General features: G+C 34.7%; 27 protein-coding genes, 1 tRNA gene and 3 pseudogenes. 15 read left to right on the plus strand and 16 right to left on the minus strand.

Features of this window, described 5'->3' with window-relative positions; genetic code table 11:
* Positions 1-21: 21 nt before the first annotated feature.
* On the plus strand, positions 22-1,302 hold the full coding sequence (locus AAGD74_RS02180; protein WP_338482383.1) for a M48 family metalloprotease: 1,281 nt from the start codon (positions 22-24) through the stop codon (positions 1,300-1,302).
* 28 nt (positions 1,303-1,330) lie between these two features.
* On the opposite strand, the gene AAGD74_RS02185 is transcribed toward AAGD74_RS02180, so the two are convergent.
* Positions 1,331-1,666, minus strand: coding sequence for a TrbC/VirB2 family protein (locus AAGD74_RS02185; protein WP_236514837.1), 336 nt, complete (start codon positions 1,664-1,666; stop codon positions 1,331-1,333).
* A gap of 94 nt (positions 1,667-1,760) precedes the next feature.
* Positions 1,761-2,495, minus strand: a complete 735-nt coding sequence (gene fabG / locus AAGD74_RS02190; RefSeq protein WP_077188170.1) for a 3-oxoacyl-[acyl-carrier-protein] reductase — start codon at positions 2,493-2,495, stop codon at positions 1,761-1,763.
* A gap of 266 nt (positions 2,496-2,761) precedes the next feature.
* On the opposite strand from fabG, the gene AAGD74_RS02195 reads away from it, so the two are divergent.
* The 4 genes from AAGD74_RS02195 (at position 2,762) to AAGD74_RS07245 (ending at position 5,475) form a co-directional block, all read left to right on the plus strand.
* Positions 2,762-4,282 carry an HlyD family type I secretion periplasmic adaptor subunit gene (locus AAGD74_RS02195; protein WP_338482381.1) on the plus strand — a complete coding sequence of 507 codons (1,521 nt, stop codon included), beginning with the start codon at positions 2,762-2,764 and terminating at the stop codon, positions 4,280-4,282.
* Between the two features lie 142 nt (positions 4,283-4,424).
* Positions 4,425-4,709 (plus strand): transposase, encoded by a 285-nt coding sequence (locus AAGD74_RS02200; protein ID WP_341810713.1) that lies wholly within the window; start codon positions 4,425-4,427, stop codon positions 4,707-4,709.
* Between the two features lie 147 nt (positions 4,710-4,856).
* Positions 4,857-5,072 carry an IS3 family transposase gene (locus tag AAGD74_RS07240; RefSeq protein ID WP_245836010.1) on the plus strand — a complete coding sequence of 72 codons (216 nt, stop codon included), beginning with the start codon at positions 4,857-4,859 and terminating at the stop codon, positions 5,070-5,072.
* Positions 5,073-5,310: 238 nt separating this feature from the next.
* Positions 5,311-5,475 carry an IS3 family transposase gene (locus AAGD74_RS07245; RefSeq protein ID WP_081600772.1) on the plus strand — a complete coding sequence of 55 codons (165 nt, stop codon included), beginning with the start codon at positions 5,311-5,313 and terminating at the stop codon, positions 5,473-5,475.
* Between the two features lie 236 nt (positions 5,476-5,711).
* Here the strand turns inward: AAGD74_RS07245 and AAGD74_RS02205 are convergent, their stop codons facing one another.
* Positions 5,712-6,752, minus strand: a complete 1,041-nt coding sequence (locus tag AAGD74_RS02205) for an IS481 family transposase (protein ID WP_341810714.1) — start codon at positions 6,750-6,752, stop codon at positions 5,712-5,714.
* Positions 6,753-6,765: 13 nt separating this feature from the next.
* Between AAGD74_RS02205 and AAGD74_RS02210 the strand changes: the two genes are divergently transcribed.
* Together AAGD74_RS02210 and ruvX are read left to right on the plus strand one after the other, a co-directional pair.
* Positions 6,766-6,894, plus strand: coding sequence for a hypothetical protein (locus tag AAGD74_RS02210; protein WP_341810715.1), 129 nt, complete (start codon positions 6,766-6,768; stop codon positions 6,892-6,894).
* Between the two features lie 61 nt (positions 6,895-6,955).
* Positions 6,956-7,423, plus strand: a complete 468-nt coding sequence (ruvX, locus tag AAGD74_RS02215; RefSeq protein ID WP_077188502.1) for a Holliday junction resolvase RuvX — start codon at positions 6,956-6,958, stop codon at positions 7,421-7,423.
* Between the two features lie 48 nt (positions 7,424-7,471).
* On the opposite strand, the gene AAGD74_RS02220 is transcribed toward ruvX, so the two are convergent.
* A protein-coding gene (locus AAGD74_RS02220; protein WP_341810716.1) for an IS5-like element ISWpi1 family transposase occupies positions 7,472-8,304 on the minus strand; the annotation gives its coding sequence in 2 pieces (ribosomal slippage) (positions 7,472-7,935 and positions 7,935-8,304; 834 coding nt in all).
* Between the two features lie 66 nt (positions 8,305-8,370).
* Between AAGD74_RS02220 and AAGD74_RS02225 the strand changes: the two genes are divergently transcribed.
* The 4 genes from AAGD74_RS02225 to AAGD74_RS02240 all read left to right on the plus strand — a co-directional run bounded on the left by AAGD74_RS02225 (position 8,371) and on the right by AAGD74_RS02240 (position 10,892).
* Positions 8,371-8,613, plus strand: a complete 243-nt coding sequence (locus tag AAGD74_RS02225; protein WP_265043748.1) for a hypothetical protein — start codon at positions 8,371-8,373, stop codon at positions 8,611-8,613.
* A 47-nt stretch (positions 8,614-8,660) separates the two neighbouring features.
* Complete coding sequence (locus tag AAGD74_RS02230) at positions 8,661-9,488, plus strand: cytochrome c oxidase subunit 3 (RefSeq protein ID WP_006279354.1); 828 nt, start codon at positions 8,661-8,663, stop codon at positions 9,486-9,488.
* Complete coding sequence (gene ruvC, locus AAGD74_RS02235; protein WP_341810717.1) at positions 9,489-9,977, plus strand: crossover junction endodeoxyribonuclease RuvC; 489 nt, start codon at positions 9,489-9,491, stop codon at positions 9,975-9,977.
* An 82-nt stretch (positions 9,978-10,059) separates the two neighbouring features.
* Positions 10,060-10,892, plus strand: a protein-coding gene (locus tag AAGD74_RS02240; protein ID WP_341810716.1) for an IS5-like element ISWpi1 family transposase whose coding sequence is annotated in 2 segments (ribosomal slippage) — positions 10,060-10,429 and positions 10,429-10,892 — 834 coding nt in all. Because the reading frame shifts where the segments join, the coding sequence is not laid out codon by codon here.
* Between the two features lie 238 nt (positions 10,893-11,130).
* Here the strand turns inward: AAGD74_RS02240 and AAGD74_RS02245 are convergent.
* Together AAGD74_RS02245 and AAGD74_RS02250 are read right to left on the minus strand one after the other, a co-directional pair.
* Entirely contained in the window at positions 11,131-12,303 is a 1,173-nt protein-coding gene (locus tag AAGD74_RS02245; RefSeq protein ID WP_341810718.1) for a porin, read from the minus strand.
* Between the two features lie 62 nt (positions 12,304-12,365).
* Complete coding sequence (locus tag AAGD74_RS02250; RefSeq protein WP_077188505.1) at positions 12,366-13,181, minus strand: PAS domain-containing protein; 816 nt, start codon at positions 13,179-13,181, stop codon at positions 12,366-12,368.
* A 233-nt stretch (positions 13,182-13,414) separates the two neighbouring features.
* Here AAGD74_RS02250 and AAGD74_RS02255 point away from each other — a divergent pair, with 233 nt between their 5' ends.
* Positions 13,415-14,200 (plus strand): enoyl-ACP reductase, encoded by a 786-nt coding sequence (locus AAGD74_RS02255; RefSeq protein ID WP_338482702.1) that lies wholly within the window; start codon positions 13,415-13,417, stop codon positions 14,198-14,200.
* A gap of 16 nt (positions 14,201-14,216) precedes the next feature.
* Here AAGD74_RS02255 and secD read toward each other — a convergent pair whose 3' ends face one another.
* The 6 genes from secD to rsmA all read right to left on the minus strand — a co-directional run bounded on the left by secD (position 14,217) and on the right by rsmA (position 19,796).
* Complete coding sequence (gene secD / locus AAGD74_RS02260) at positions 14,217-15,722, minus strand: protein translocase subunit SecD (protein WP_006279745.1); 1,506 nt, start codon at positions 15,720-15,722, stop codon at positions 14,217-14,219.
* A 247-nt stretch (positions 15,723-15,969) separates the two neighbouring features.
* A complete protein-coding gene (locus AAGD74_RS07250) occupies positions 15,970-16,140 on the minus strand; it encodes a hypothetical protein (protein WP_410529906.1) in 171 nt (56 codons plus the stop codon).
* Positions 16,141-16,602: 462 nt separating this feature from the next.
* A complete protein-coding gene (locus AAGD74_RS02265; RefSeq protein WP_007548509.1) occupies positions 16,603-16,737 on the minus strand; it encodes a hypothetical protein in 135 nt (44 codons plus the stop codon).
* Positions 16,734-16,868 (minus strand): IS3 family transposase, encoded by a 135-nt coding sequence (locus AAGD74_RS02270; RefSeq protein WP_007548354.1) that lies wholly within the window; start codon positions 16,866-16,868, stop codon positions 16,734-16,736. Before AAGD74_RS02270 ends, AAGD74_RS02265 begins: the two co-directional genes overlap by 4 nt.
* A 63-nt stretch (positions 16,869-16,931) precedes the next feature.
* Positions 16,932-18,425, minus strand: a complete 1,494-nt coding sequence (guaB, locus tag AAGD74_RS02275; RefSeq protein ID WP_338482701.1) for an IMP dehydrogenase — start codon at positions 18,423-18,425, stop codon at positions 16,932-16,934.
* 558 nt (positions 18,426-18,983) lie between these two features.
* A complete protein-coding gene (gene rsmA / locus AAGD74_RS02280; RefSeq protein WP_341810719.1) occupies positions 18,984-19,796 on the minus strand; it encodes a 16S rRNA (adenine(1518)-N(6)/adenine(1519)-N(6))-dimethyltransferase RsmA in 813 nt (270 codons plus the stop codon).
* A gap of 80 nt (positions 19,797-19,876) precedes the next feature.
* On the opposite strand from rsmA, the gene AAGD74_RS02285 reads away from it, so the two are divergent.
* Positions 19,877-19,949, plus strand: a tRNA-Thr gene (locus tag AAGD74_RS02285).
* A gap of 24 nt (positions 19,950-19,973) precedes the next feature.
* A complete protein-coding gene (locus AAGD74_RS02290) occupies positions 19,974-20,690 on the plus strand; it encodes a triosephosphate isomerase (protein ID WP_006279748.1) in 717 nt (238 codons plus the stop codon).
* Positions 20,691-20,714: 24 nt separating this feature from the next.
* Here the strand turns inward: AAGD74_RS02290 and AAGD74_RS02295 are convergent.
* From AAGD74_RS02295 to AAGD74_RS02315, 4 genes and pseudogenes are all read right to left on the minus strand, one after another.
* Positions 20,715-21,143 (minus strand): annotated as a pseudogene (locus AAGD74_RS02295) (transposase); the annotation flags it as partial.
* Between the two features lie 11 nt (positions 21,144-21,154).
* Positions 21,155-21,921 (minus strand): IS5 family transposase gene (locus AAGD74_RS07255; protein ID WP_410529903.1). Its coding sequence is split into 2 segments (ribosomal slippage): positions 21,155-21,594 and positions 21,594-21,921, totalling 768 coding nucleotides; the frame shifts between segments, so codons are not numbered across the junction.
* 60 nt (positions 21,922-21,981) lie between these two features.
* Positions 21,982-22,396 (minus strand): annotated as a pseudogene (locus tag AAGD74_RS02310) (IS5-like element ISWpi1 family transposase); the annotation flags it as partial.
* Between the two features lie 58 nt (positions 22,397-22,454).
* Positions 22,455-23,030, minus strand: a pseudogene (locus AAGD74_RS02315) (DNA-processing protein DprA); the annotation flags it as partial.
* Positions 23,031-23,091: 61 nt separating this feature from the next.
* On the opposite strand from AAGD74_RS02315, the gene AAGD74_RS02320 reads away from it, so the two are divergent.
* On the plus strand, positions 23,092-23,466 hold the full coding sequence (locus AAGD74_RS02320; RefSeq protein WP_077188509.1) for a ferredoxin family protein: 375 nt from the start codon (positions 23,092-23,094) through the stop codon (positions 23,464-23,466).
* Positions 23,467-23,586: the final 120 nt, after the last annotated feature.

Here is a 23,586-nt window from a genome sequence, read left to right on the forward strand (position 1 = left end):
TTATACAAGCACAGAATTTTCATGTTTAGAGTTGCTAAGTTTTTGACCTTATTGTTCTTTTTTGCATATTATAATAATGCTTACTCTATTAACATTATTAGAGATAGTGAAGTGGAAGCAATAGTGAAAGAGCTAGCGCAACCTTTATTTTCTGCTGCGGATATTGATCATGAGCAAATAAAAGTTTTTATAATTAATGACAATTCGATTAATGCTTTTGTAATTAACAATAACAGTATTTTCATTCATTTAGGACTTTTACAATATTCGGCTAAACCTTATGTCCTGCTTGGTATATTAGCACATGAGATTGCTCACATATCTGCTGGTCATATATTGCAAATGAGTAGTGCTATGGGTTATTTTCAATCGATAGCAATGATTAGTTATATGGTAGGATTAGTTTCTAGTATTATCATTAACCCTCAGGTTGCTGGTGCAATTTTGCTTAGTGGTGTAGCGTTTAGTTCAAGGCTATTTTTTAACTATTCTCAAGAGCAAGAAAGTGTAGCAGATAGCTATGCTTTAAGGTATCTTGATGAATCTGGCTATGATAATTCAGGTATGAAAGAGATTTTTGATTATTTTAAAAGTATTGAGCATGAGAACACCGAGGAATATTTCCGCACTCACCCACTTAGTGAGAAACGTATGTTTGCTGTACAAAATTATAAGGTTAAAAACAACGTAAAACCAATTTTTGCGGATAAGTTACTAAAGTTTGAGCGTGTGGTTGCCAAGCTAGACTCTTTCTTTGCTCCTATTCATGTGTTATCTAATAAATATGAAAATAATTCTGAGTATGTAAATGCTATAGTTTGCTATAGGCAAGGAAAGATAGAAGAGGCTATTGCTAAAGTTAATTCATTGATTCAAGAGTCACGCAATGACCCATACCTATATGAATTAAAAGCAGAAATGCTATACAAGGCCGGAAATTTAAGTGAAGCAATAAAAATGTATGAGGAATCGCTTAGGTATTTATCTGAGAAAAACAGTTATTTAGTGAAACTTGCATTATCTCATACTTTATTATTACACGGTGATGCAAAAAAGGCGATTTTTTACCTGGAGCAGATTTTGAATATAGAACCAAATAACGCTTTTGTCTGGAAGTATTTAAGCATTGCATATAAATGTGAAGCTGATACGGCAATGCATTATTTTGCCTTGACAAAAAAGGCTTGTATTGAAGGTGATTTAAAGCAATTTACAAAATATGCTGAGCTAGCTGTTAAAACTTTACCAAAAGATAGCCCTTATTTGTTGCAAGTTGAAGATATGAAGCGATTTAATGGATAACAAAAAAGCATTTCTGTACTTTTATGGGTTATTTCTTTCCACACTTTTCCAACATAGCTTTTGCTTCATCGCTTACATTGGGCATAACTTTTATTATAATCGTCTTAGCGCCAAAAAATACAGCACAAAACACGCCTAGAGCAAAGAGGGCTGGCCACGGCATCCTGCCAAATATTGCAAGCAAAGCTGCACCAATTATTACTACCGTCATAAGTGGACCGCCTATCCCCCAAACATAACCAATAATATTACATATTACTTGTGTTGTATCATCCATATCAGGACCAGTGATAGCTGCGTAACCTGAGAAAGAGAAAAGCAATACTACACACAAGACACCAAAAAATCCTATTATAGAGCTCATTTTTTTGCCTCTAAGTAATAAATTAACGTAAACCTAAACCTACACATTTTTTATTTTAAAGTAAAAATTATAATTTGTCCATACATAAGTGTTGCTACATAAATAACCCACCATTAATATTGAGCACATGCCCTGTTATATATTTTGCTTCATCACTTGCTAAAAACAAGACCCCTGCTGCTATTTCTTCCCCTGTTCCCATTCTTTTCATTGGAATATTATCTAATATTTTTCCCTTTTGTCCTTCATTTAAAACTTCAGTCATTTTAGTATCTATAAACCCAGGAGCAATACAATTTACTGTTATATTACGACTTGCAACTTCTTTTGCTATAGATTTGCTCATGGCTATTATTCCAGCTTTAGACGCTGCATAATTTGCTTGCCCGGCGTTTCCTGTTAGCCCTATTATTGAGGAAATATTTATAATTCTTCCCCAATTATTCTTAATTAGTTTCCTGCATGCTTCTCTACTCAGCTTAAATATAGAGCTCAAGTTAATATCAATTACTTTTTGCCATGCTTCATCTGTCATTCTCAATAATAAACTGTCTTGCGTAATGCCCGCGTTGCATACAAGCCCGTCAAAGCCTTCCATCAACTCACTTGCTCTGTTTACTAGTTGATTTACTTCCTCAGCATTTGATAAATCACAAGGGAGTACGTGCATATTTTTTTCATATTGTTTAGCAACTTCTTCGAGCACTTCTTTTTTTGTGCCAGAAATACATAAAGTTGCTCCGGCTTTGTGCATAATTTTTACAATTGCTTGCCCTATTCCGCCTGATGCGCCAGTAATCAGGAACTTTCTGCTTTCCAATTTAAGCATAATAACTTTATATTACCTTAATTCCTAACAGAATATTGACTAGTTGGCAATAGATTTCTTACATAATATAAGTAACTCAGATATTCACAAAGTAAAGAAAAAGTTATAATAAAGTTAAACGTCAAAAAATTTTAAAAACATAGTTGATGCAGGAATTGTTACTAAATAGTTTATTCTGGTGCTCTACAGTCTAAATGGAATGCTTAAATTATAGATTCTTTGTTTTTGTGTGTTATCTTGAGTTAACACAAATTCACAGTAGTATTATGATAAGTAAGTTAAAAAAGCTTAGCGCTGGATTTTCTTTGACAGGCTTGATTGGCAATGGTGATAATATAAATATGCAAGGAGCAAAAAATAAAAAGAAGAAGTACCCAAAATTTTTGGATAAGACGTTTACATTGATTGATGCAGTGATAAATTTTATTTTAAAACGCGAAAGTAATAACGTAAATGAAGTCCTGAAAGTAACATGGGGACCACTATTTTTTGGTCTGGTAGTAATACTCATCTTTTTTGGGATAGGTGGTATTTGGTCGGCTATAGCTCCAATTGACGGTGCGGTGCATGCAAGTGGAGAAGTTATTGTATCTTCAAATAGAAAAATAGTTCAACACTTGGGCGGAGGAATAATAAGCAAAATTTTAGTAAAAGAGGGTCAAGCAGTTAAAAAAGATGAGCCTCTAGTTTTGTTGAGTGATGTTAACGAGAAGGCGAATTTAAGTATCATCAAAGAGAAGCTCTTATCATTTTTAGCAACAGAAGCAAGGCTTCTTGCAATCAGAGTAGATTTGGACACGCTCGAGTTTCCTGATGAGGTTAAAAAATTATCTCACGATGAACTTGTAAATAAAGCGATAAAGAATCAAGTAAAGTTGTTCAACTCTCAGAGAAAGAGCATATTGGGAAAAACAGACATACTGCAACAACGTATAAAGCAGTTAAATGATGAATTAGCGGGGCTAAACTTTCAACTAAATGCAGCTCATAAGCAATATGACTTGATAACTGAGGAGTTGGAAACAAAAAGACAATTACTTGATAGTGGCCATATAAGCAAACCACACATTTTAGCTTTAGAAAAGCAGTTTGCTGAAATTGAAGGCAGAGTTGGACATTACCGTTCTGCAATATCTCAAGTGCAGCAAAAAATTGGAGAGAACGAATTAGAAATTATAAACGTGAGAAATGATTCTCAAGAAAGAGCAAACGCTGAACTTAAGGAAGTTAGTACGTCTATTGCAGACTTGAAAGAGAGACTGATGGTTGCTGAAGATTCATTAGCACGTACAATAATTAAATCGCCTCAAGATGGGATAGTCACAGATATAAGATACCATACTGAAGGTGGTGTTATACAATCTGGAGTTCCGATCATGAGCGTAGTGCCATCGGATGATGACCTAATAATAGATGCTAAAATTCAGACCAGAAACATAGAAGAGATACTGTCAGCACAAAAGAAAGATAGCAATATAGTCTCTATTGATGGGCTAGAAGGGCTAAAGGTTAAAGTTCGTTTAAGTGCTTACAGTGCACGTCGTTTAAGTTTAATTAATGGTATAGTAAGCAATATTTCTCCCGATGCCCTTGATGATCCAAGGCTAGGGCGTTATTATTCAGTACGTGTAGTGATACCAAAACCAGAGCTTGCTCAGTTTAAAAACGTATACCTATACCCTGGTATGCCAGCAGAAGTGTACATAGTTACTCAATCTCGTACTCTTTTATCATTCTTGTTTACGCCTATAATTGCAACAGTCGATAGGTCTTTTATAGAAAGGTAGCTCACTCGTTAAAGTAGTAGTGAAAGTGCCGTAATAAAATTTAGGTACATAATTAGACAATAGGCTTCTTGACCTTACCCAGAAAAAGTGGAGAGAAAGAAAGGAGTTTTTTCGGGTAAAATAAAATTTTGGAGGATTAGAAATGGCAAGAGAATATACGGCAGAATTCAAATTGGAAGCTGTTAAGCTGGCAAATGAACAAAGAAAGGTAGGTCAACCAGTTGCAAAAGTAGCAAGAGATCTAGGAATAAGGGATAGTGTATTAGGAAAATGGATGAAGAAATATAACGAAAAAAAGTCAGCGGCACATGCATTTCCAGATGTAGCACCTTATGACAAAGAGAGATTTGATTTACAGAAAGAGTTAGCAAAAGTAACAAGAGAAAGAGACATTTTAAAAAAAGCCCTGGCCAGTCAAAAAGAGTAAAATATTTTTTCATAAAAGAGCATAGTAAACACTATAAAGTGCAGGAATTATGTAGGGTTTTCTGCTAGTGGCTACTATAAGTGGACTACAAGGAAAATAAGCAGTAGAGAATCAGCAAATAAAGAGTTATTAGCAGATATTCAAAAAATATATCAAGCTTCTAAATGTAGATATGGAGCTCCTAAAATTCATGCTGAATTAAAGGCTTTGGGTAAAAGTTGCAACTTAAAAACAGTGCAAAGTATTATGCAGAAAAATGGTATTCAGGCTATATTGAGAAGAAAATTTAAAATTAAGAAACAACAAACGGACAGTAGCTCCCAATATATTAGACCAAAACTTTATTGTCGATCAACCAAATAAAGTATGGGATTACTTATATAAAAACCAAAGAAGGATGGCTATATTTGGCAACAATAATCGATCTATATTCACGCATGGTAGTTAATGAGCAGTTCAATAAATAAACAATAGGTTATGGACTCTTTATTAATGGCCGTTAACAAGCGTAAACCTGCCAAAAATCTACTATTACATAGTGATCAAGGTTCACAATATACTTTGCAAGGTTATCAATATCTCTTATCCATAAAAAACATAGATGAGTCATAAAGGTTGTTGTTACGACAATTCTGTTGTGGAAAGCTTCTTCAGTTCTCTAAAAAGGGAGTTACCAATAGACACCTCTCGGCACTCTAAACAGCATATCAAAACTGCTATATTTGAATATATAGAAATTTTTTATAACAAACAACGTCACTATTAACTATTGCATTCCTGAGCATTTTGATTCATCATTCTCTTTGTGAAAAACATTCCAAACTTTCTCTCCACTTTTTCTGGGTAAGGTCAATACCTTTAAGCCCAACACCAAGCTCGAGAAAGTAGAAAGTGTGGAGCAGCCTATTCAGTCTTCTTTGAATCTAACATGAAAGGCTATGCTCAAAAAACTATAAGCGTCCAAGTAATTTTTTAAATAAGATAACTCCTTTAGAATATCTCTTAAGCTATTAACTTAACATCACCATAGGATTTAAAACATTCCCCAAAAAATGTTAAAGCTATTTTAGTAAAATACTCAAAACTTGACCCTAAGATGTATGGTCCCAGAGTGTGATGGTGTGGATTTAGTATAAATAATTCTGGAGACTGTGTCCACTGATAACATATAAATTCATAAGGAGTAAGACCCTTAAGAGTTTTGAGTCTCTTTGCATAATTATAAGCCATAACAAAGTTATAAAGGTGTTCTTTAAGTTGCTGGTGCGATTGATAGTAATACTTCTTAACTGTAGCATCCTTTAAAGTTTTATTCATACGCTCGACTTGCCCATTCGTCCAAGGATGGCTAACTTTTGTCAAACGATGTTCAATAACATTCTCTTCGCAAACTCTATCAAATATATGTTGGAAAGCATACTTATGACGCTTCTGGTTTGTAAATTGTATACCGTTATCTGTCAAAATAGTATGGATTTTATACGGTAAAATTCTAATCAAATTACGTAAGAACTCAGCAGCTATGGGTTTTGTAGCACTGTTACACAACTCAACATAGGTAAATTTGGATGTCCTATCAATAGCAACAAACAAATGTAATTTGCCCTCCTCAGTTCTAACTTCAGCAATATCAATATGAAAGTAACCGATAGGATATTGTTTGAATTTCTTTTTTGACTTAACTTCTCCATCAACAGTTGGTAATCTGCTAATGTTGTGTCTTTGTAAACAACGATGCAAGCTAGAGCGAGTCAAATGCGGAATTGTAGACTGCAGAGCGTAAAGGCAATCATCTAGTGGCAGTAGTGTATACTTGCGAAATGTAACTATTATAGCTTCCTCTTCTAGCGTTAAAACAGTTGATCTTGGATGCTTTGGACCCATATCAGCATCTTTCGTAAATGAACGTTTTCTCCACTTAATAATAGTTTTTGGATTAAGGTTATAATGCTTGGAGAGTTTTGCTATGCTCTCTTTTCTATTTTGTATTGCTCTACGAATCGTCTGTGTTGTTTTGGCGCACCCATGTAATATCTGTCCCATAATGACTCCTTAAATGATGATGATAGTATACCATCACTCTCTGGGACCATACATCTTAGATGATACCTTTTTCTACTTAGTTTGGGTTATGCAAGAAGTCTATTGCATTCCTGAGCAATTTGATTCATTATTCTTTTTGTAAAAAATTTTCTTAACTTTCTCTCCACTTTTTTGGTAAGGTCACTTTAAAGGAAGTCTAATAGATGCTACATAGAAATCCAGATGAGTTTCTAAAGTCTATTCCAAAAGATAAGCGCATAATGTGCCTTGACATGGGAGAAAAGCAAATAGGCATAGCATTTAGCGATAAAACACAGCTCATAGCCACAGCTCATAGCATATATCACAGAAAAAATATGAGCAAAGATTTAGGTTATCTACATAGAATATTCAAAGAAAATGAAGCTGGATCAATGGTAATAGGAATACCATTAAACATAGACGAGCAAGAAACTAAATGGTGTAAAACCATAATCCAATTTGCAAATAAAATAATAAAAAAATATAAAGTAAATATATACTTACAAGACGAGAGCTTATCAACATCTATTGCAACTCATACACTAAAAATCACTGGAATATCAATCACAAAATCGAAAAAAATAGATGATAAAATCTCCGCATGTATTATTTTGCAACGAACGTTAGACAAGATAAATACAATCAAATAGTTTTTCCAGATCTGGAAATCTTCAGAGGTTGTCCGGAAACTAGTAAATTCAAGCATATTCCCTCTTTAACATAACCCTACTCATAGCTAGGTATATGAAATTCTCAGTGGATGTTGTGAGTAAATCATACTCCTTCGATAGCCTTCTATTCCTATTAACCCAAGCAAAAGTCCTTTCTACAACCCATCTTCTTGGCTGTACTTTAAACCCTTGTTCTCTTGTTGGTAGTAGCTCAGGTAGCGTATCTTTGTGCACCCAAAATCTACATGGAGGCCTTGTAACAATTTCAATATCTATGTCATATTCTTCCTTTGTGTGATTCTTTAAATTTCTTCCTTGGTATCCCATGTCAGCCCACATTTTTTTAACTTTAGTATATTTTGTTCTCATATTGTTTAATGCTATTTTAATACCATCTCTATCATTTTCGTTAGCAGCGCCTACGTAACAACCTAGTATAAAACCCTGAGTGTCTGTAATTATATGCCTTTTTCTACCCTTTACTTTTTTACTTCCATCATAGCCTTTGATCCCCCCTTTTCTGTAGTCTTTACAGATTGACTATCTACTATACAGGCACTCGGCTGCTCATTCCTTCCTATTTTTCTTCTACTATATTTTGTAATTTCATAATTCATTTTCTCAAAAATTCCCTGCTTCTTCCATTGCCTGAACTGCTCATACACAGTCTTCCATAGCGGAAAATCATTTGGTAAATACCGCCATTGACACCCTGTACGCAATACATAGAAAATTGCTTCTAATATTTCTCTTTTGCTATACTTTGGCGGCCTTCCTCCTTTCTTGTATGATACTCTGAAGTGTTTTTCTATTCTTGCCCATTCCCTTTCGCTTAGATCTGTTGGATACTTTTTTCTCATCTTTACCCCGTACTAAAATTTCAGATATTATAGCCTTTTACTTGTTTCCGGACAACCTCTGATAGCATGAAAAATAGATTCAAGAAAAATAATAGATATAGGGATTGGTTTAATTTTTGTTACAGTGATTCAGTAAAGTCTGGATGCATTATTTTGGAAAATATTGTTGATGGATATTGCAGCAGAGCAAGAGAAAACGAAAAGAGCAGAATGCTTGAGTTGTTTAGAATAACTGCACAATTTGTGTTAGATTTTTTGAACGGTGCATATAATTTTTCAAGATTCAATCAATTTCCTAAGGAACATTGACAATTTTAAGCTAATTTGTATCCTTAATAAGTATTTTTTAAAATGCTATGAAAAGTAAAGAACATGATTTTCATTTAGTGGATCCAAGCCCTTGGCCAATTGCTGTATCAGCAGCAATTCTTATTCTTGCACTTGGATTAGTTGGCGCGCTTCATAAACAAATTGTCGGAATGTTTTGTTTAGTTTTGGGAATCTCCGCAGTATCAGGGGTGCTGTTTTATTGGTGGAGAGATGTAATAAGGGAGGCCATTTATGACAAATGTCACACTGCCATTGTAAAACATGGACTCAAATTTGCAATGTACTTGTTTATTCTCTCGGAGGTCGTATTTTTTATAGTGTTCTTTTGTTCATTCTTTAAAGCCTGGCTTGATCCAGTTTTTTTATTTGAGGCGTTTTCTCCTGCAAAAAAAGTTGAATGGCCCCCTGAGGGAATTTTGCCACCTGATCCGTGGTCACTACCATTCATGAATACATTAATATTATTGCTTTCTGGTACAACAATTACTTGGGCAAATCACTCTTTACTTAAAAATGATAAAAAGAGCATGATTAAAATGCTGTCCATAACTATATTGCTTGGAGTTTTTTTTATAATAGTGCAAGCAATAGAGTATCATGAAGCGAGTTTTTCTCTACAAGAAACAGGAGAAAAGCTTATTTATACATCCAATTTTTATATGATTACCGGTTTTCACTGCGCACACGTTATAATAGGAATAATATTTTTATCAGTGTGTTTATTTAGAGCACGGAAAGGCCAATTTACACTTCAGGACCATTTGTGCTTTGAGTTTGCCTCCTGGTATTGGCACTTTGTAGATGTAGTCTGGATATTTTTATTTTTGTTTGTCTATTGGTTAAGCGTTTATTAAGTGGTTAAAATAATAGGTCTAGATCCAGGAATAAGCAAGACTGGGTGGGCCATTATCAGCCTGAACGAAAAAAATAATATTGAATTTTTGGGCGGCGGTACCATATCAACTGATGGTAAATTGGGTACAGGTGAACGCCTACATACAATTTTTGAACAATTAAAGAAAGTAATTTCCCTATACTCTCCGAATGAAGCTGCGGTGGAGAAAATTTTTGTTAATAAAAATCCTAAATCTTCACTAACTTTAGGATATGCAAGAGGGGTTGTAATTTTAGCGTTAAAAATAACAAAGCTAACTATGAATGAATATGATGCAAACTATGTAAAAAAAAGCATTACCGGAAATGGCCATGCTGATAAGGATCAGATGATATTTATGGTGAAGCAAATAGTTAAAAATTTGAGTGTAAAATGCCACCATGCTGCTGACGCTCTTGCTGTAGCAATTTGTCATGCTTATACGAAAGGTTCTTGTTTTGTTGAGTAACTTTTATATGGGATTCAGTTTGAGAGGTTGTCCGGAAACAAGTAAAAGGCTATAATATCTGAAATTTTAGTACGGGGTAAAGATGAGAAAAAAGTATCCAACAGATCTAAGCGAAAGGGAATGGGCAAGAATAGAAAAACACTTCAGAGTATCATACAAGAAAGGAGGAAGGCCGCCAAAGTATAGCAAAAGAGAAATATTAGAAGCAATTTTCTATGTATTGCGTACAGGGTGTCAATGGCGGTATTTACCAAATGATTTTCCGCTATGGAAGACTGTGTATGAGCAGTTCAGGCAATGGAAGAAGCAGGGAATTTTTGAGAAAATGAATTATGAAATTACAAAATATAGTAGAAGAAAAATAGGAAGGAATGAGCAGCCGAGTGCCTGTATAGTAGATAGTCAATCTGTAAAGACTACAGAAAAGGGGGGATCAAAGGCTATGATGGAAGTAAAAAAGTAAAGGGTAGAAAAAGGCATATAATTACAGACACTCAGGGTTTTATACTAGGTTGTTACGTAGGCGCTGCTAACGAAAATGATAGAGATGGTATTAAAATAGCATTAAACAATATGAGAACAAAATATACTAAAGTTAAAAAAATGTGGGCTGACATGGGATACCAAGGAAGAAATTTAAAGAATCACACAAAGGAAGAATATGACATAGATATTGAAATTGTTACAAGGCCTCCATGTAGATTTTGGGTGCACAAAGATACGCTACCTGAGCTACTACCAACAAGAGAACAAGGGTTTAAAGTACAGCCAAGAAGATGGGTTGTAGAAAGGACTTTTGCTTGGGTTAATAGGAATAGAAGGCTATCGAAGGAGTATGATTTACTCACAACATCCACTGAGAATTTCATATACCTAGCTATGAGTAGGGTTATGTTAAAGAGGGAATATGCTTGAATTTACTAGTTTCCGGACAACCTCTTAACAGCTTCCAATTTGAATTCTGCCGTATATTCTCTTACCATTTCTAATCCTCCAAAATTCTATTTTACCCAAAAAAACTCTTTTCTTTCTCTCCACTTTTTCTGGGTAAGGTCAGTTTACTGGCCTCTCCATGAGTGAGATTGAAAAATTAAGTGGAAATCTGTGAACGGTTACCTTGGATGACAGAAAAGAGTGTTGGAAGGAGGTAATATTAAAAACTTAATTTCAGTCCAGCCAAGAACACATAACCAGAGTTGTTATTTTCTATTTTAGGCTCTTTTGTACTAAACTTTACAATATCGAAATAGTATGAAGTACCTAAAAAAAGAGAATTTTCAAGACTTAAAGCATATGATGTTAACTCGTTTGTACCTTCGCCTGCAATATCCCTACCACTACTAAAATATGTTAAGCTCGATTTGTAAGAATCAGAACGGTAAGCGATACCTGCATTCATATAATACGTATTATTTGTTTCAGGATTACGCTTCTCACCAGATTTACCACCATTACCATACGAAAAAATGTAATCAAGATCGAACAATTTTAGCTTCAAACCAAAATTCCAGTGTAGTAATTGATTGCGGCATTCATAATTTTTAGAAGTCCCATCTGAGCAATCAGTTAAATTTTCTCTTGCAAATTCACCAGTTAAGGCAGTAGTAAAACCTATACCATCTGACAAGCTGTTTTTATAGGAAAGGCCAGCAGCAATTAAATTGCTGTACTGTAAGTTATTTTTTCCTGGAACATAACTGAATCCGAGTTGAAAGTTATAGATTTCAGGGGAGATGTAGTTAATTGATGATTGTTTTAACCCTAGTTCGAGTTCATTATAATCGCTATAAATATTGGGCTTGACCCAGAACACCTTGTCTTGATCATATCCAGGGTCACCATCTTTTTTATGATCACCGCGCAAATTTGCATAGTTTGTCCAATGACCATTTACTCCTCCAGCAGCTGCATAAATTTTTGAAGTGTTAATTAACATGCTCTGACCAACTAAACTTCTTTTACCATATTCAATTGATCCAAGTTCCTGGTTTTTTATGATAAAATACCATTCCTCCATGTCTAACTTTTCTATGTCTAACGCTTTTAGGTTTGCAATACCAGAAACCCCTGCCTTAACATTAACCCCCATTTGAGTATTTGGATAAACTTGCTGTAAATAAAGAAAGCGCAAGTATGAATAACTTGAAGTTTTATCCTTAGGCTTAGCATTGAAAGAATCTCTGTTGAAGGCGTAGCCGAATCTCAAATCTATTTTTCCGTCTAGTTCTGCATAAAATATTTCCTTATCCAAAATTGTTTTAGAGCTAGCACTATTCTGCAAAAACAATGATGAAAGCAGTGCTACCAGGTAGTACTTTAACTTCATAAATAAACTTAAATCTTTATAAAAATTTAAGTTTAAACTCAATATAAATAAAAAACAACTTTTCAGAAGGCACCGCTGGTAGATTTTGCTGCCTGTTTTTGAGCTATATTCCCATAAATTATTGATACACTCGGTAATTTTTGCATTAATAACTGCTTATTAATGGCAGAATGTATACGATTAATTATTTTAGATGTACTTTTTACATCGCAGTTAATCAAAACAAAAAGCACTTTATTCTCATCAATATACCCTAGAAAATCATCACTACGGCAATTTTTATAAAAATGTTCTATGACAACTTTCAGTGCATCATTTGTCTCGCTACAGCTACTATTTAAGCCAATTATTCCTATAGCTGCATTAATTTGATGTTGAAAGGCGAAATTCAATATAACGTATAACTCTAGAATAGTGGACTCATTGCCCGGTATATCGAATAAGTCATGGTTTTTATATTTTTTACCCATTAGATATTCATCTCTAAAGATTCCTAATTTATGGGACAAACTGATATCACGTATTAACAGCTCATAATTTATTTTATTACTGGCAAATTGTGCAGTGCGGAAAACTTTTACTTTTGTCCTGATATCTTCTCCTTTAGCATCAGTTAAGGAAAAATCTATCACTTTAGGTAATATATCAAGTAAATCGTGCCCATTTTCGGTATACTCTAAATAATTCTTCACGTTGTCAGCTGCTCTTGTGCTTAAGATATTAATTAATGGCTTATTAAGCAAATTCTCCTCTTCATATTTTAACAAATCCCTTGCAACTTGATTGAGCCCTAAAATTAACACGTTTTTTTTCTTATTATCCTGACAAACAGATACCACAGCATCATCTTTTCTTCTTGCAGTTATGAAATCATCCATACTTTCATTCTATACAGCGTATTTATAAGTATAATAAGATTATATTAAGATTTACTTACTTATTGATATGCTTAATTAGGTATAGACAAAATGTCATACGGGATGGCTTTGTTGTAGAAGAATCAAGATTACTGTTTATAGACTTCAAGTTACTGCAAAAAATATTTTAAAACATAGTGATATCTTGACTTTACCTAGTTAATATTCCAAATTATAAAAAAACAGATAGTTCTATGACGACAAGTCTATTACAAGGCAAAAAGGGATTAATAACCGGAATAATAAATAAGAGATCAATAGCATACGGTATAGCAAAAACTCTCTCAGAGCACGGAGCAGAACTTGCAATCACCTACCAGAATGAAATAATAAAAGAAAAACTATCACCAATAGCAGATGAACTAAATGTGGAGCTAATATTACACTGCGACGTTTCAAATGAAAAAATCATAGATAACGCTTTCGAAATAATAGAGAAAAAATGGGGTACTCTTGACTTTTTGGTGCATGCAATAGCATTCTCCGATAAAAATGAGTTAGATGGTAAATATGTCAATACTTCACTGGATAACTTCCTCAATGCAATGCATATATCGTGCTATTCTTTTACTGCTTTAGCGCAAAGGGCTGAAAAAATGATGTCAAATGGTGGTAGTTTACTTACTTTATCTTATTATGGCGCTGAAAAAGTTATGCCAAATTATAACGTTATGGGTTTATGTAAAGCGGCACTTGAAGCAAGTGTAAAATATATAGCATGTGATCTCGGGCCACAAAATATCAGAGTAAATGCAATTTCCGCTGGTCCAATCAGAACTTTAGCATCTTCTGGAATAAGCGATTTTCACTCCATATCAGAATGGAATAGAAATAACTCTCCGCTCAGACGCAATGTTACAATAGAGGATGTTGGCAAGGCAGCGTTATACTTATTAAGCGACTTAAGTAGTGCCACTACTGGAGAAATTTTGCACGTTGATTCAGGATATAACGTTGTGGGAATGAAGGTGGTTGACTGAGATCTAAATCCTTAATTCAAAGCGCTAGTTCCTTCGGGTTCATACACAACTCTATCAGGAGTTTTGTGACTGTGATTGCAGAAAACATCGAACATAAAATTCCTATTGATAGAGTGACAGAAAAGCCTCTTATTGCTCCACTGCCAATAATGAACATTATTCCTGCAGCAATTAATGTAGTGATATTTGAATCCAGTATTGTCTTTATAGCGTTTTTAAACCCTTCTTCAATAGCACGTTCCACTCTCTTGCCAGATTTGATTTCCTCACGAATTCGCTCAAATATTAAAACATTTGCATCCACCGCCATACCGACAGTGAGTGCAATACCGGCAATTCCAGGTAAAGTTAGAGTTGCTTCAAGCAGAGTGAGAATTGATAATATAAGAACTACATTAGAAAAAAGTGCAACAGAGGCCAATACACCTAATTTGCCGTAAGTGATGATTATAAATAAAGCCACGGCTATAATAGAGATTGTTGCTGCCATTTCCCCTGCCTTTATTGACTCTTCTCCAAGACTTGGGCCAATGTTTTTTTCTTCAATTATTTTAAGTGGTGCTGGCAGTGCTCCAGATTTTAAAAGTATTGCAAGTTCGCTTGCTTGTTTTTCAGTGAAATTACCGCTAATTTCTCCCTCTCCATTTAAAATTGGCTCACGTATTGTAGGTACTGTTAAGACTGTGTTATCCAGAACAATTGCAAAAGGTTTTCCCACATTTTCTTTAGTGATTTTTGCGAATCTTTTACTCGCTATGCTGTCAAATTTAAAATGCACTGTTGGTTTACCTAAGTGACCAAATCTAACTGATGCGTTAACCAGCGAATCACCACCTATTTCAGTTTTGCGGAATATTGGATAAGAATTACCTAAAGAATCCTTGAGCATGACAGTGGTTTCATGGTCTATATCCTGCACCTTGGCTATGTTAGTGTTTGCCAAATGAAAAGCTAGCTTAGCAGTTTTGCCAAGCAGAGATTTTATCTGCTTGGTATCTTCTACTCCAGGCACCTGCACTAATATTTTATTCTGCCCTTGTTTTTGAACGCTGACTTCCTTTGTGCCAAGTTTGTCCAAACGGCGCTGGACATTGTTTATTGATTCTGCAGCTACTTCACTGATCAAAGAATTTTTATAATGGGGTTTATACGAAATGAGAATTGAAGAATCTTTTCTATTTAGCTCTAAATTTGGATTTATCGCATTAATCAACACAGATGCTTTTTTATAATCATCAATATTATTTAAAGTTATAACGCTATTTTGTACGTTAGATTCAATATCTTTTGTTAGCAATGTCTCTTTTATTTCGTTAGCTAGCATGCTTAGCTTTTCCTTAAAATAGAAGTCTAAGTCTATGTTTAAAAGCAAAGATGCCCCTCCTTTCAGGTCAAGGCCTAAGTTTATTCTTTTTTTCGAAATAAAAAGCTTATTATCAAAGAAATTTGGCAGTGTTATGTATAAAGCAAATAAACAGATGCATAATACTGAAAAAGATTTGACTATAAGTCTGTTGTACATAAGTTGTAGGTTTAAAATTGTAATAATTGATTGTAAGTTAAAAATAGATTTTTGTAAAATTCTCTATTTGACCTTACCCAGAAAAAGTAGAGAGAAAGTTAAGACGTTTTTATCATGAGAATAAATTGTGCAGGAATGCAATAGTTAATAGTAGAATGTCTACGTTATTTGTTATAAAAGATTTCTATGTATTCAAATATGGCAGTTCTGGTTTGTTGAGCGAGAAGTATCAATAAGCAGCTCCCTTTTAAGTGAACTTTTCTGCAACAGAGTTATCGTAACAACAGCCCTTATGGCTCATCCTGGAAATGATGTTTTTTGTATTCAATAGAAATTGGTAATTTTGAGAGGTATACTGTGACCCTTGATCGCTATGTAACAGCAGATTTTTATCGGGTTTGCGTTTATCAACGGCCATCAATAAAGAATCTATAACTAATTATCATGTTACTCATTAACCACCATGCGTGAATATAGGTCAATTATTGCCGCCAACAACCTTCTTTAGTTTTTATGTAGGTAATCCCAAACTTTATTTGGCTGATCAGTAGTAAAATTTTGATCCAATGTGTTCGGAGCCACAACTCGGTTGCTTATTTGCTGTTTTTTATTTTTGAACCTTCGTCTAAGCTTGGTTTTAATGCCATTTTCTTGCATAACACTTTGTACTGTTTTAATTTTTGCCTAAAGCTTTTAATTCAGCGTGAATTTTAGGGGCTCCATATCTGCATTTAGAATGCTTGATGTATTTTTTGAATATCTGCTAGAAGCCCTTCTTTTGCTAATTCTTTACTGCTTTTTTCCTTAGCAACCCATACCACCAGTACAAAACCCTACATAGTTCCTGTGTTTTATAGCAATTTCTATATAAAAGAATACTTTACTCTTTTTCTTTGCCCAGGGCTTTTTTTAAGATGTCTCTTTCTCTTATTAGCTCTTTTTTTAGATCAAATCTTTCTTTGTCATAAGGAGCCTTTGCCTGGAAATGCGTATGCTCCAGACATTTTTCCATCATATTTTCTTACTTAACATACTGCCATCTATACCTAGATCTTTTGCTATTTTTGTACTTGCTTGACCTGTTTCTTTAACCAGCTTAACAGCTTCTAATTTGAATTCTGCTGTATATTCTCTTCTATTTGTCATATTTTGAAAAAACGTTTTATTTTACTCCAAAAACGTCTTAACTTTCTCTCTACTTTTTCTGGACTACTCCGAATCGGTTGACAAATTGGACGCTTGATAAGCATAATTTGGAGCTTCTTGTGTAATGACTATATCATGAGCGTGACTCTCTCTTAATCCTGATGCAGTAATAGTAACAAATTTACAATTTTTTTTCATCTCTTCTATATTCCTATTACCAGTATACCCCATTGCAGCTTGCAATCCGCCAATCAATTGATGGATTACTCCTGAAGCTGGACCTTTGAATGGAACTCTTCCTTCCACTCCTTGTGGAACTAATTTGAGTTTTGAATCTTTATCTTGAAAATAACGGCTAGCTGAACCTCGTTTCATTGCACTAATAGATCCCATTCCTCGATAGCCTTTATATGCTCTGCCCTTATACATAATAATCTCACCTAGGCTTTCGTCAGTGCCAGCAAAAATCGAACCAATCATCACAGAGTCAGCACCAGCTGCAATAGCTTTTGCAACATCTCCTGAGTATTTTACCCCACCATCAGCAATTAGTCTGACGTTTCTTGCTCTACACGCCTCTGCAACATTCTTGATTGCAGAGAATTGTGGCACACCAACACCTGTAACTATTCTGGTTGTACAGATTGATCCTGGTCCTATTCCGACCTTCACTGCATCAACACCCGCATCAATCAACGCTTCAGCAGCCTCCTTTGTTGCAATGTTTCCGCCAATTAATTGCGTATTAGGATACATCTTTTTTATTTCCCTAATGGTATTGATAACGTTTTCGGAATGACCGTGAGCAGTATCCACAACAACTACATCAACTTCTTCTCCGATCAAAGCTTCACATCTGTCTATACCATCTTTTTTACCAGTGCCAATTGCAGCGGCAACTCTGAGACGCCCTTTACTGTCTTTACATGAATTTGGGTATCTATTGTATTTTTCAATGTCTTTAACCGTAATTAAACCTATACAACAAGAATTTTCATCTACGACCAAAAGCTTTTCTATTCTATTTTCATGCAACAATTTCATTGCTGAGGCACTATTCACTCCCTGCTCCCGCACTGTCACTAACTTATCTTTTGTCATCACTTCGGAAACTTTTACATTCATGTTCTGGTCTTCAATAAATCTCACATCTCGGTTAGTTAAAATTCCAACTAACTTGCGTTGATCGACTACAGGAATGCCAGAATAATTGTGCTCTCTCATTAATGAAATTGCTTCCGCAACTGTTTTATCCGGTGAAATCGTAATTGGGTTATACACGATCCAACTTTCATATTTTTTCACCCTTCTTACTTCTAAAACTTGTTCATCTATTGATAAATTCTTATGTATGCAACCTATCCCTCCATGTTGGGCAATAGCTATTGCAAAGCCCGATTCAGTAACAGTATCCATTGCAGAGGATATGAGAGGGATATTTAGTTCTATACTATTTGTTAAATAAGTTTTTGTATCTGCATCGCAAGGCAATATATTAGAATAGGCTGGCAAAAGAAGTATATCGTCAAACGAATAACAAGCTTCCATTTTTTTCATAGGCTTTATTTAAAGCTTATACGCCAATTAATTAAATTGCAATAGGCAAAATTAGCTAGGAGCCTTTAATTGTATAGCTCTAACTGTTTTTAGGAGATAGAAAAGCTATATGGTTGCTAATACATTTTATTGCAGAATAAGCATTCTATAGCTAACCCAAGAAAGGTTTCCCTACGTCATACCACGATTCATTCGCGGTATCTCTAGATCCCGCTAACAAGCAGCGGGATGACGGTTCTTCAAATCGTTAAGGTGTCATCCAAGCCTCCTATGATGTCATTCCAGTGTCCCTATGATGTCATCCCAGTGCCCAGACACTGGGATCCAGGAATTTTATTAAGTATAAAAGTAGCCGTTTTATGTTAAAATACAACGTTTTAATGATTATGAAAAAGCTGGATTCCAGACTGGAATGACATCGTTTACTATGTGCCATATTGCAATGTTCGTACAGTAAGCCATAGGATGACAGAAGCGGAGCTATAGAAGCCGGTGTGGCTCTGTCGTATAGCTCTCACTGTTTTTAGGGGATAGAAGAGATACCAGAATATATAGCTGCTAATATATTTTATTGCACAATAAGCATTCTACATTATTTGCCAGCAAACAGAACTGCTCAATAGTTAAGTTTTCTGGACGTTCATTTCCACTCAATTTAGCGTTTTCAAGGACAGTTTCAGCGTGGTTCGTTATATTTTGCAAGCTATTTCTCAGCATCTTTCTTCTTTGAGAAAAAACAGCACGTGTTAATCTTGTTAAGGTTTCCAAATTTACTGCAAATTTTGGGATAGGCAAAGGATTTACTGTAATTACTGAAGAATGTATTTTTGGTCTTGGAAAAAACTCTTTAGGTTCAATATCAAATTCCTTTTTTATCTCACATAGTAACTGGCTTAGCACTGATAAGGAACCATAATCTTTAGAATTGGGTCTTGCCGTAATGCGATCTGCTACCTCTTTTTGAAACATTAATGTCAAGTTCGTAAAAAATTTTATATTATTTAACCACTTTAAAAATAACACTACCGAGATATTGTAAGGCAAGTTAGCAATAACTTTAACTGGATGTTCTATCAGCTCTTCTTCTATAACGTGCAGTGCATCTGCTTCTATAATTTTATACTTTCCTTGATGCTCATTTAGCAGTTGATCATGGTGTTTTACTAAATCTCTATCTTTTTCTATAGAAAGTAGAGACTTTGGATTATGCACCAATATTTCTCTTGTTAATGCACCATATCCAGGACCAATTTCAATGACATTAAAATTTTCCAGACTACCAGCTAAAGCGACTATTTTTTTTGTTATCTCACTCGATAAAATAAAATTTTGTCCTAGACTCTTTTTTGGCTTCAGTAAAAATTTTCTCATATTATTTTCATTATACAGTATTTTATAAAAATTAGTTGACGAAAATTCATTGATAATTGTATATTATTAATGTGTTTAACGCCGGCTTAGCTCAATTGGTAGAGCAACTGACTTGTAATCAGTAGGTTGTCAGTTCAAGTCCGACAGCCGGCACTCTCGCCCATATAAGTAAAGTTGATGTCCTTTTTAATAGTAGCAAATTGGAAAATGAATGGAATGCGTTCTTCATTTGTTGACTTTATAGGCAAACTTAACAACAAGAGCAACGAAATTACCTCTAAGCTAGTGATTTGCCCTCCTTTTACGTCATTTCCAAGCAGTATAGAGTTGAACAATAATATTAATATAGGAGCACAGAATTGCCATCATAAAAAGTTCGGTTCTTACACAGGTGAAATTAGTGCAGAAATGTTAAAAGAACTAGGGTGTACTTACGTAATACTTGGGCATTCTGAAAGGGCTAATGAAAAAGATAGTGAAATAAAACTTAAGTCGGAAATAGCAATAGAATCAGGCTTACACCCAATTATCTGTGTGGGTGAAAATTCAGAAGATTATAAGAAAGAAGTAATAGAATATCAATGCAAAAACCGCTTGCCAATACACGGTGAATATACCGTAGCATATGAGCCAATATGGGCAATAGGCACAGGTCATGTGCCAAATAATGATGCAATTGCTGAGGTGATAGAGGTAATAAAATTGTGTACTAGTAAAAAACACATTATATATGGTGGTTCAGTCAGTTCAGAAAATATAGAAAATTTGTTAAATATTTCAAATTTATCAGGAGTTTTAATTGGCAGTGCAAGCTTAGATTTCGATCACTTTTATAAAATTATACAACAAGTTGAAAAAAAGTTTTCTCTTATCAATTCTAAAATCAGCAACTAAGAGGTTGTCCGGAAACAAGTAAATTCAAGCATATTCCCTCTTTAACATAACCCTACTCATAGCTAGGTATATGAAATTCTCAGTGGATGTTGTGAGTAAATCATACTCCTTCGATAGCCTTCTATTCCTATTAACCCAAGCAAAAGTCCTTTCTACAACCCATCTTCTTGGCTGTACTTTAAACCCTTGTTCTCTTGTTGGTAGTAGCTCAGGTGGCGTATCTTTGTGCACCCAAAATCTACATGGAGGCCTTGTAACAATTTCAATATCTATGTCATATTCTTCCTTTATGTGATTCTTTAAATTTCTTCCTTGGTATCCCATGTCAGCCCACATTTTTTTAACTTTAGTATATTTTGTTCTCATATTGTTTAATGCTATTTTAATACCATCTCTATCATTTTCGTTAGCAGCGCCTACGTAACAACCTAGTATAAAACCCTGAGAGCCTGTCTTGAAAACATTTAAGTAGCTAATTTATTAAGCATAAGAGTAATCATATCAAAGAGAATATTAATCTTGGAGGTGAGAGGAGAGTGTTCATAATCCTTACTCATACGCCTAAAATTGGAGAGCCAAGCAAACGTCCGTTCAACAATCCATCGCTTAGGAATGACCTGAAACCCTACAGCATCACTAGCTTTTTTGGCAATTGTGAGTAGACATCCCGTTTTCAGAAAACAGTGATTTTGCAGAGCACCCGTATATCCTTGATCAGCAAAAAACTTCTGTAATGTTGGTATTTTCTTTTTCGCTTGAACAAAAAGACCCAAAGCTCCGTCACGATCTTGAACGCTTGCACTATGTACATCAGCGGTAATGATAAGACCCTGTGTATCTACAATAATATGACGTTTACGGCCTTTTATTTTCTTGCCAGCATCGTAACCTCTGGATCCCCTTTTTGAGTCGTTTTTACTGACTGACTGTCTATTATTCCAACCGATGGTGTATTATTTTTACCAACCATTTCTCTTACCTTTTTCACCAAAGTGTCATGTATTTCCTGCAATTTTCCGTTTTTACTCCACCTAAAATAATGATCATAAACTGTTTTCCACGGCGGAAAGTCTTTTGGCAGCATTCTCCATTGACAGCCACCTCTCATTATATACCTTATTGCATTAATAATTGCTCTGATGTTATGCTTCCTTGGCCTCCCTATTGCTCCTTGTGCAACATGTGGCTCCAAAATTTCCCATCCCTTATCACTTATATCGCTTGGATACAATTTTACCTCCTATTTTTTAACTTACCTTATCATACCCTTTTCTTTCTTTCAAGACAGCCTCTGAGTGTCTGTAATTATATGCCTTTTTCTACCCTTTACTTTTTTACTTCCATCATAGCCTTTGATCCCCCTTTTCTGTAGTCTTTACAGATTGACTATCTACTATACAGGCACTCGGCTGCTCATTCCTTCCTATTTTTCTTCTACTATATTTTGTAATTTCATAATTCATTTTCTCAAAAATTCCCTGCTTCTTCCATTGCCTGAACTGCTCATACACAGTCTTCCATAGCGGAAAATCATTTGGTAAATACCGCCATTGACACCCTGTACGCAATACATAGAAAATTGCTTCTAATATTTCTCTTTTGCTATACTTTGGCGGCCTTCCTCCTTTCTTGTATGATACTCTGAAGTGTTTTTCTATTCTTGCCCATTCCCTTTCGCTTAGATCTGTTGGATACTTTTTTCTCATCTTTACCCCGTACTAAAATTTCAGATATTATAGCCTTTTACTTGTTTCCGGACAACCTCTCAGTAACTACTAATCCACCATTCTCGGTGATTTTTTTGTATAGATCAAAATTTTCTTTTGGGTACACCACATCAATTCCGCTTGCTGTAACAGCAATAGTGGGATGATTTTTGTATATTACACTGTTTGCTGCAGTATCGATTCCTTTTGCAAGTCCAGAAACGATAACAAAACCAGCTTCGCTTAAATCAAGTGCCAACTTATTGGCAAAATTTCTTCCATTCATTGAAGAGTTACGCCCACCGATTATTGCAATTATCTCACGGCTTAATAATGATATATCACCAAGCGCAGTTATTACAGGAGGACAACTAGAGATATTTCTTAAAAGATCAGGGTAATCTGGGTCACATGCGGGTATAATTTTAGCTCCAATTCTTTCTGCATTATTGATTTCTTCTCGTGCATCTTGAATGCCATACACCTTATTATTAGCCACCCTATTGAGATATTTTAGCACCTCATCTAGCGATCCATGTGTTCTTAGTATACTAAAAAACTTTGTTGGTCCTATAGTTCTAGCCAAGCTTAACCATACTTCTAATTCTTTGTTGTTCAATTTATTTATCTTCATAAAAGGCTTGAATTTCTTATCAATTTAGTGTACCCAAGATAATGCAAATATACAGTGTTTTATGACGCATTTTGTTACAGATAAATGCATAAAATGTAAATATACGGACTGTGTGGAAGTATGTCCCGTTGACTGCTTCTATGAAGGTAAAAACATGCTCGTGATTAACCCAGATGAATGTATTGATTGCGGAGTGTGCATACCTGAGTGTCCAGTAGATGCAATTGTAACTGATGATTCCATAAAAGATATTTTAGAACTAGATGAAGAGTTACTGAACAGTGAACAAAAAATCTTCAAATCATTTTACAACATAAACGTAGAATACTCACAAAAATGGCCAAATATCACAGCTAAGAAGCAACCTCTCTATACTGCAGAAGAGTATAAGGAAAAAAAGGATAAAACAGCTTATTTTGACGAAAATTTAGAATAATGCTACTGAAGGAAAAAGAAAATTTCTCTTGTATCTCACAATTATTGTTTTGCATTGCTGAAAGTGGCTGTATTGTTTATGTCCTTGATAGCATAACTAGTTTACTTGAGAATACAAATA

Origin of the sequence: Wolbachia endosymbiont (group A) of Campoletis raptor, assembly GCF_964026755.1 — a bacterium.
Classification (GTDB): Bacteria; Pseudomonadota; Alphaproteobacteria; order Rickettsiales; family Anaplasmataceae; genus Wolbachia; species Wolbachia pipientis.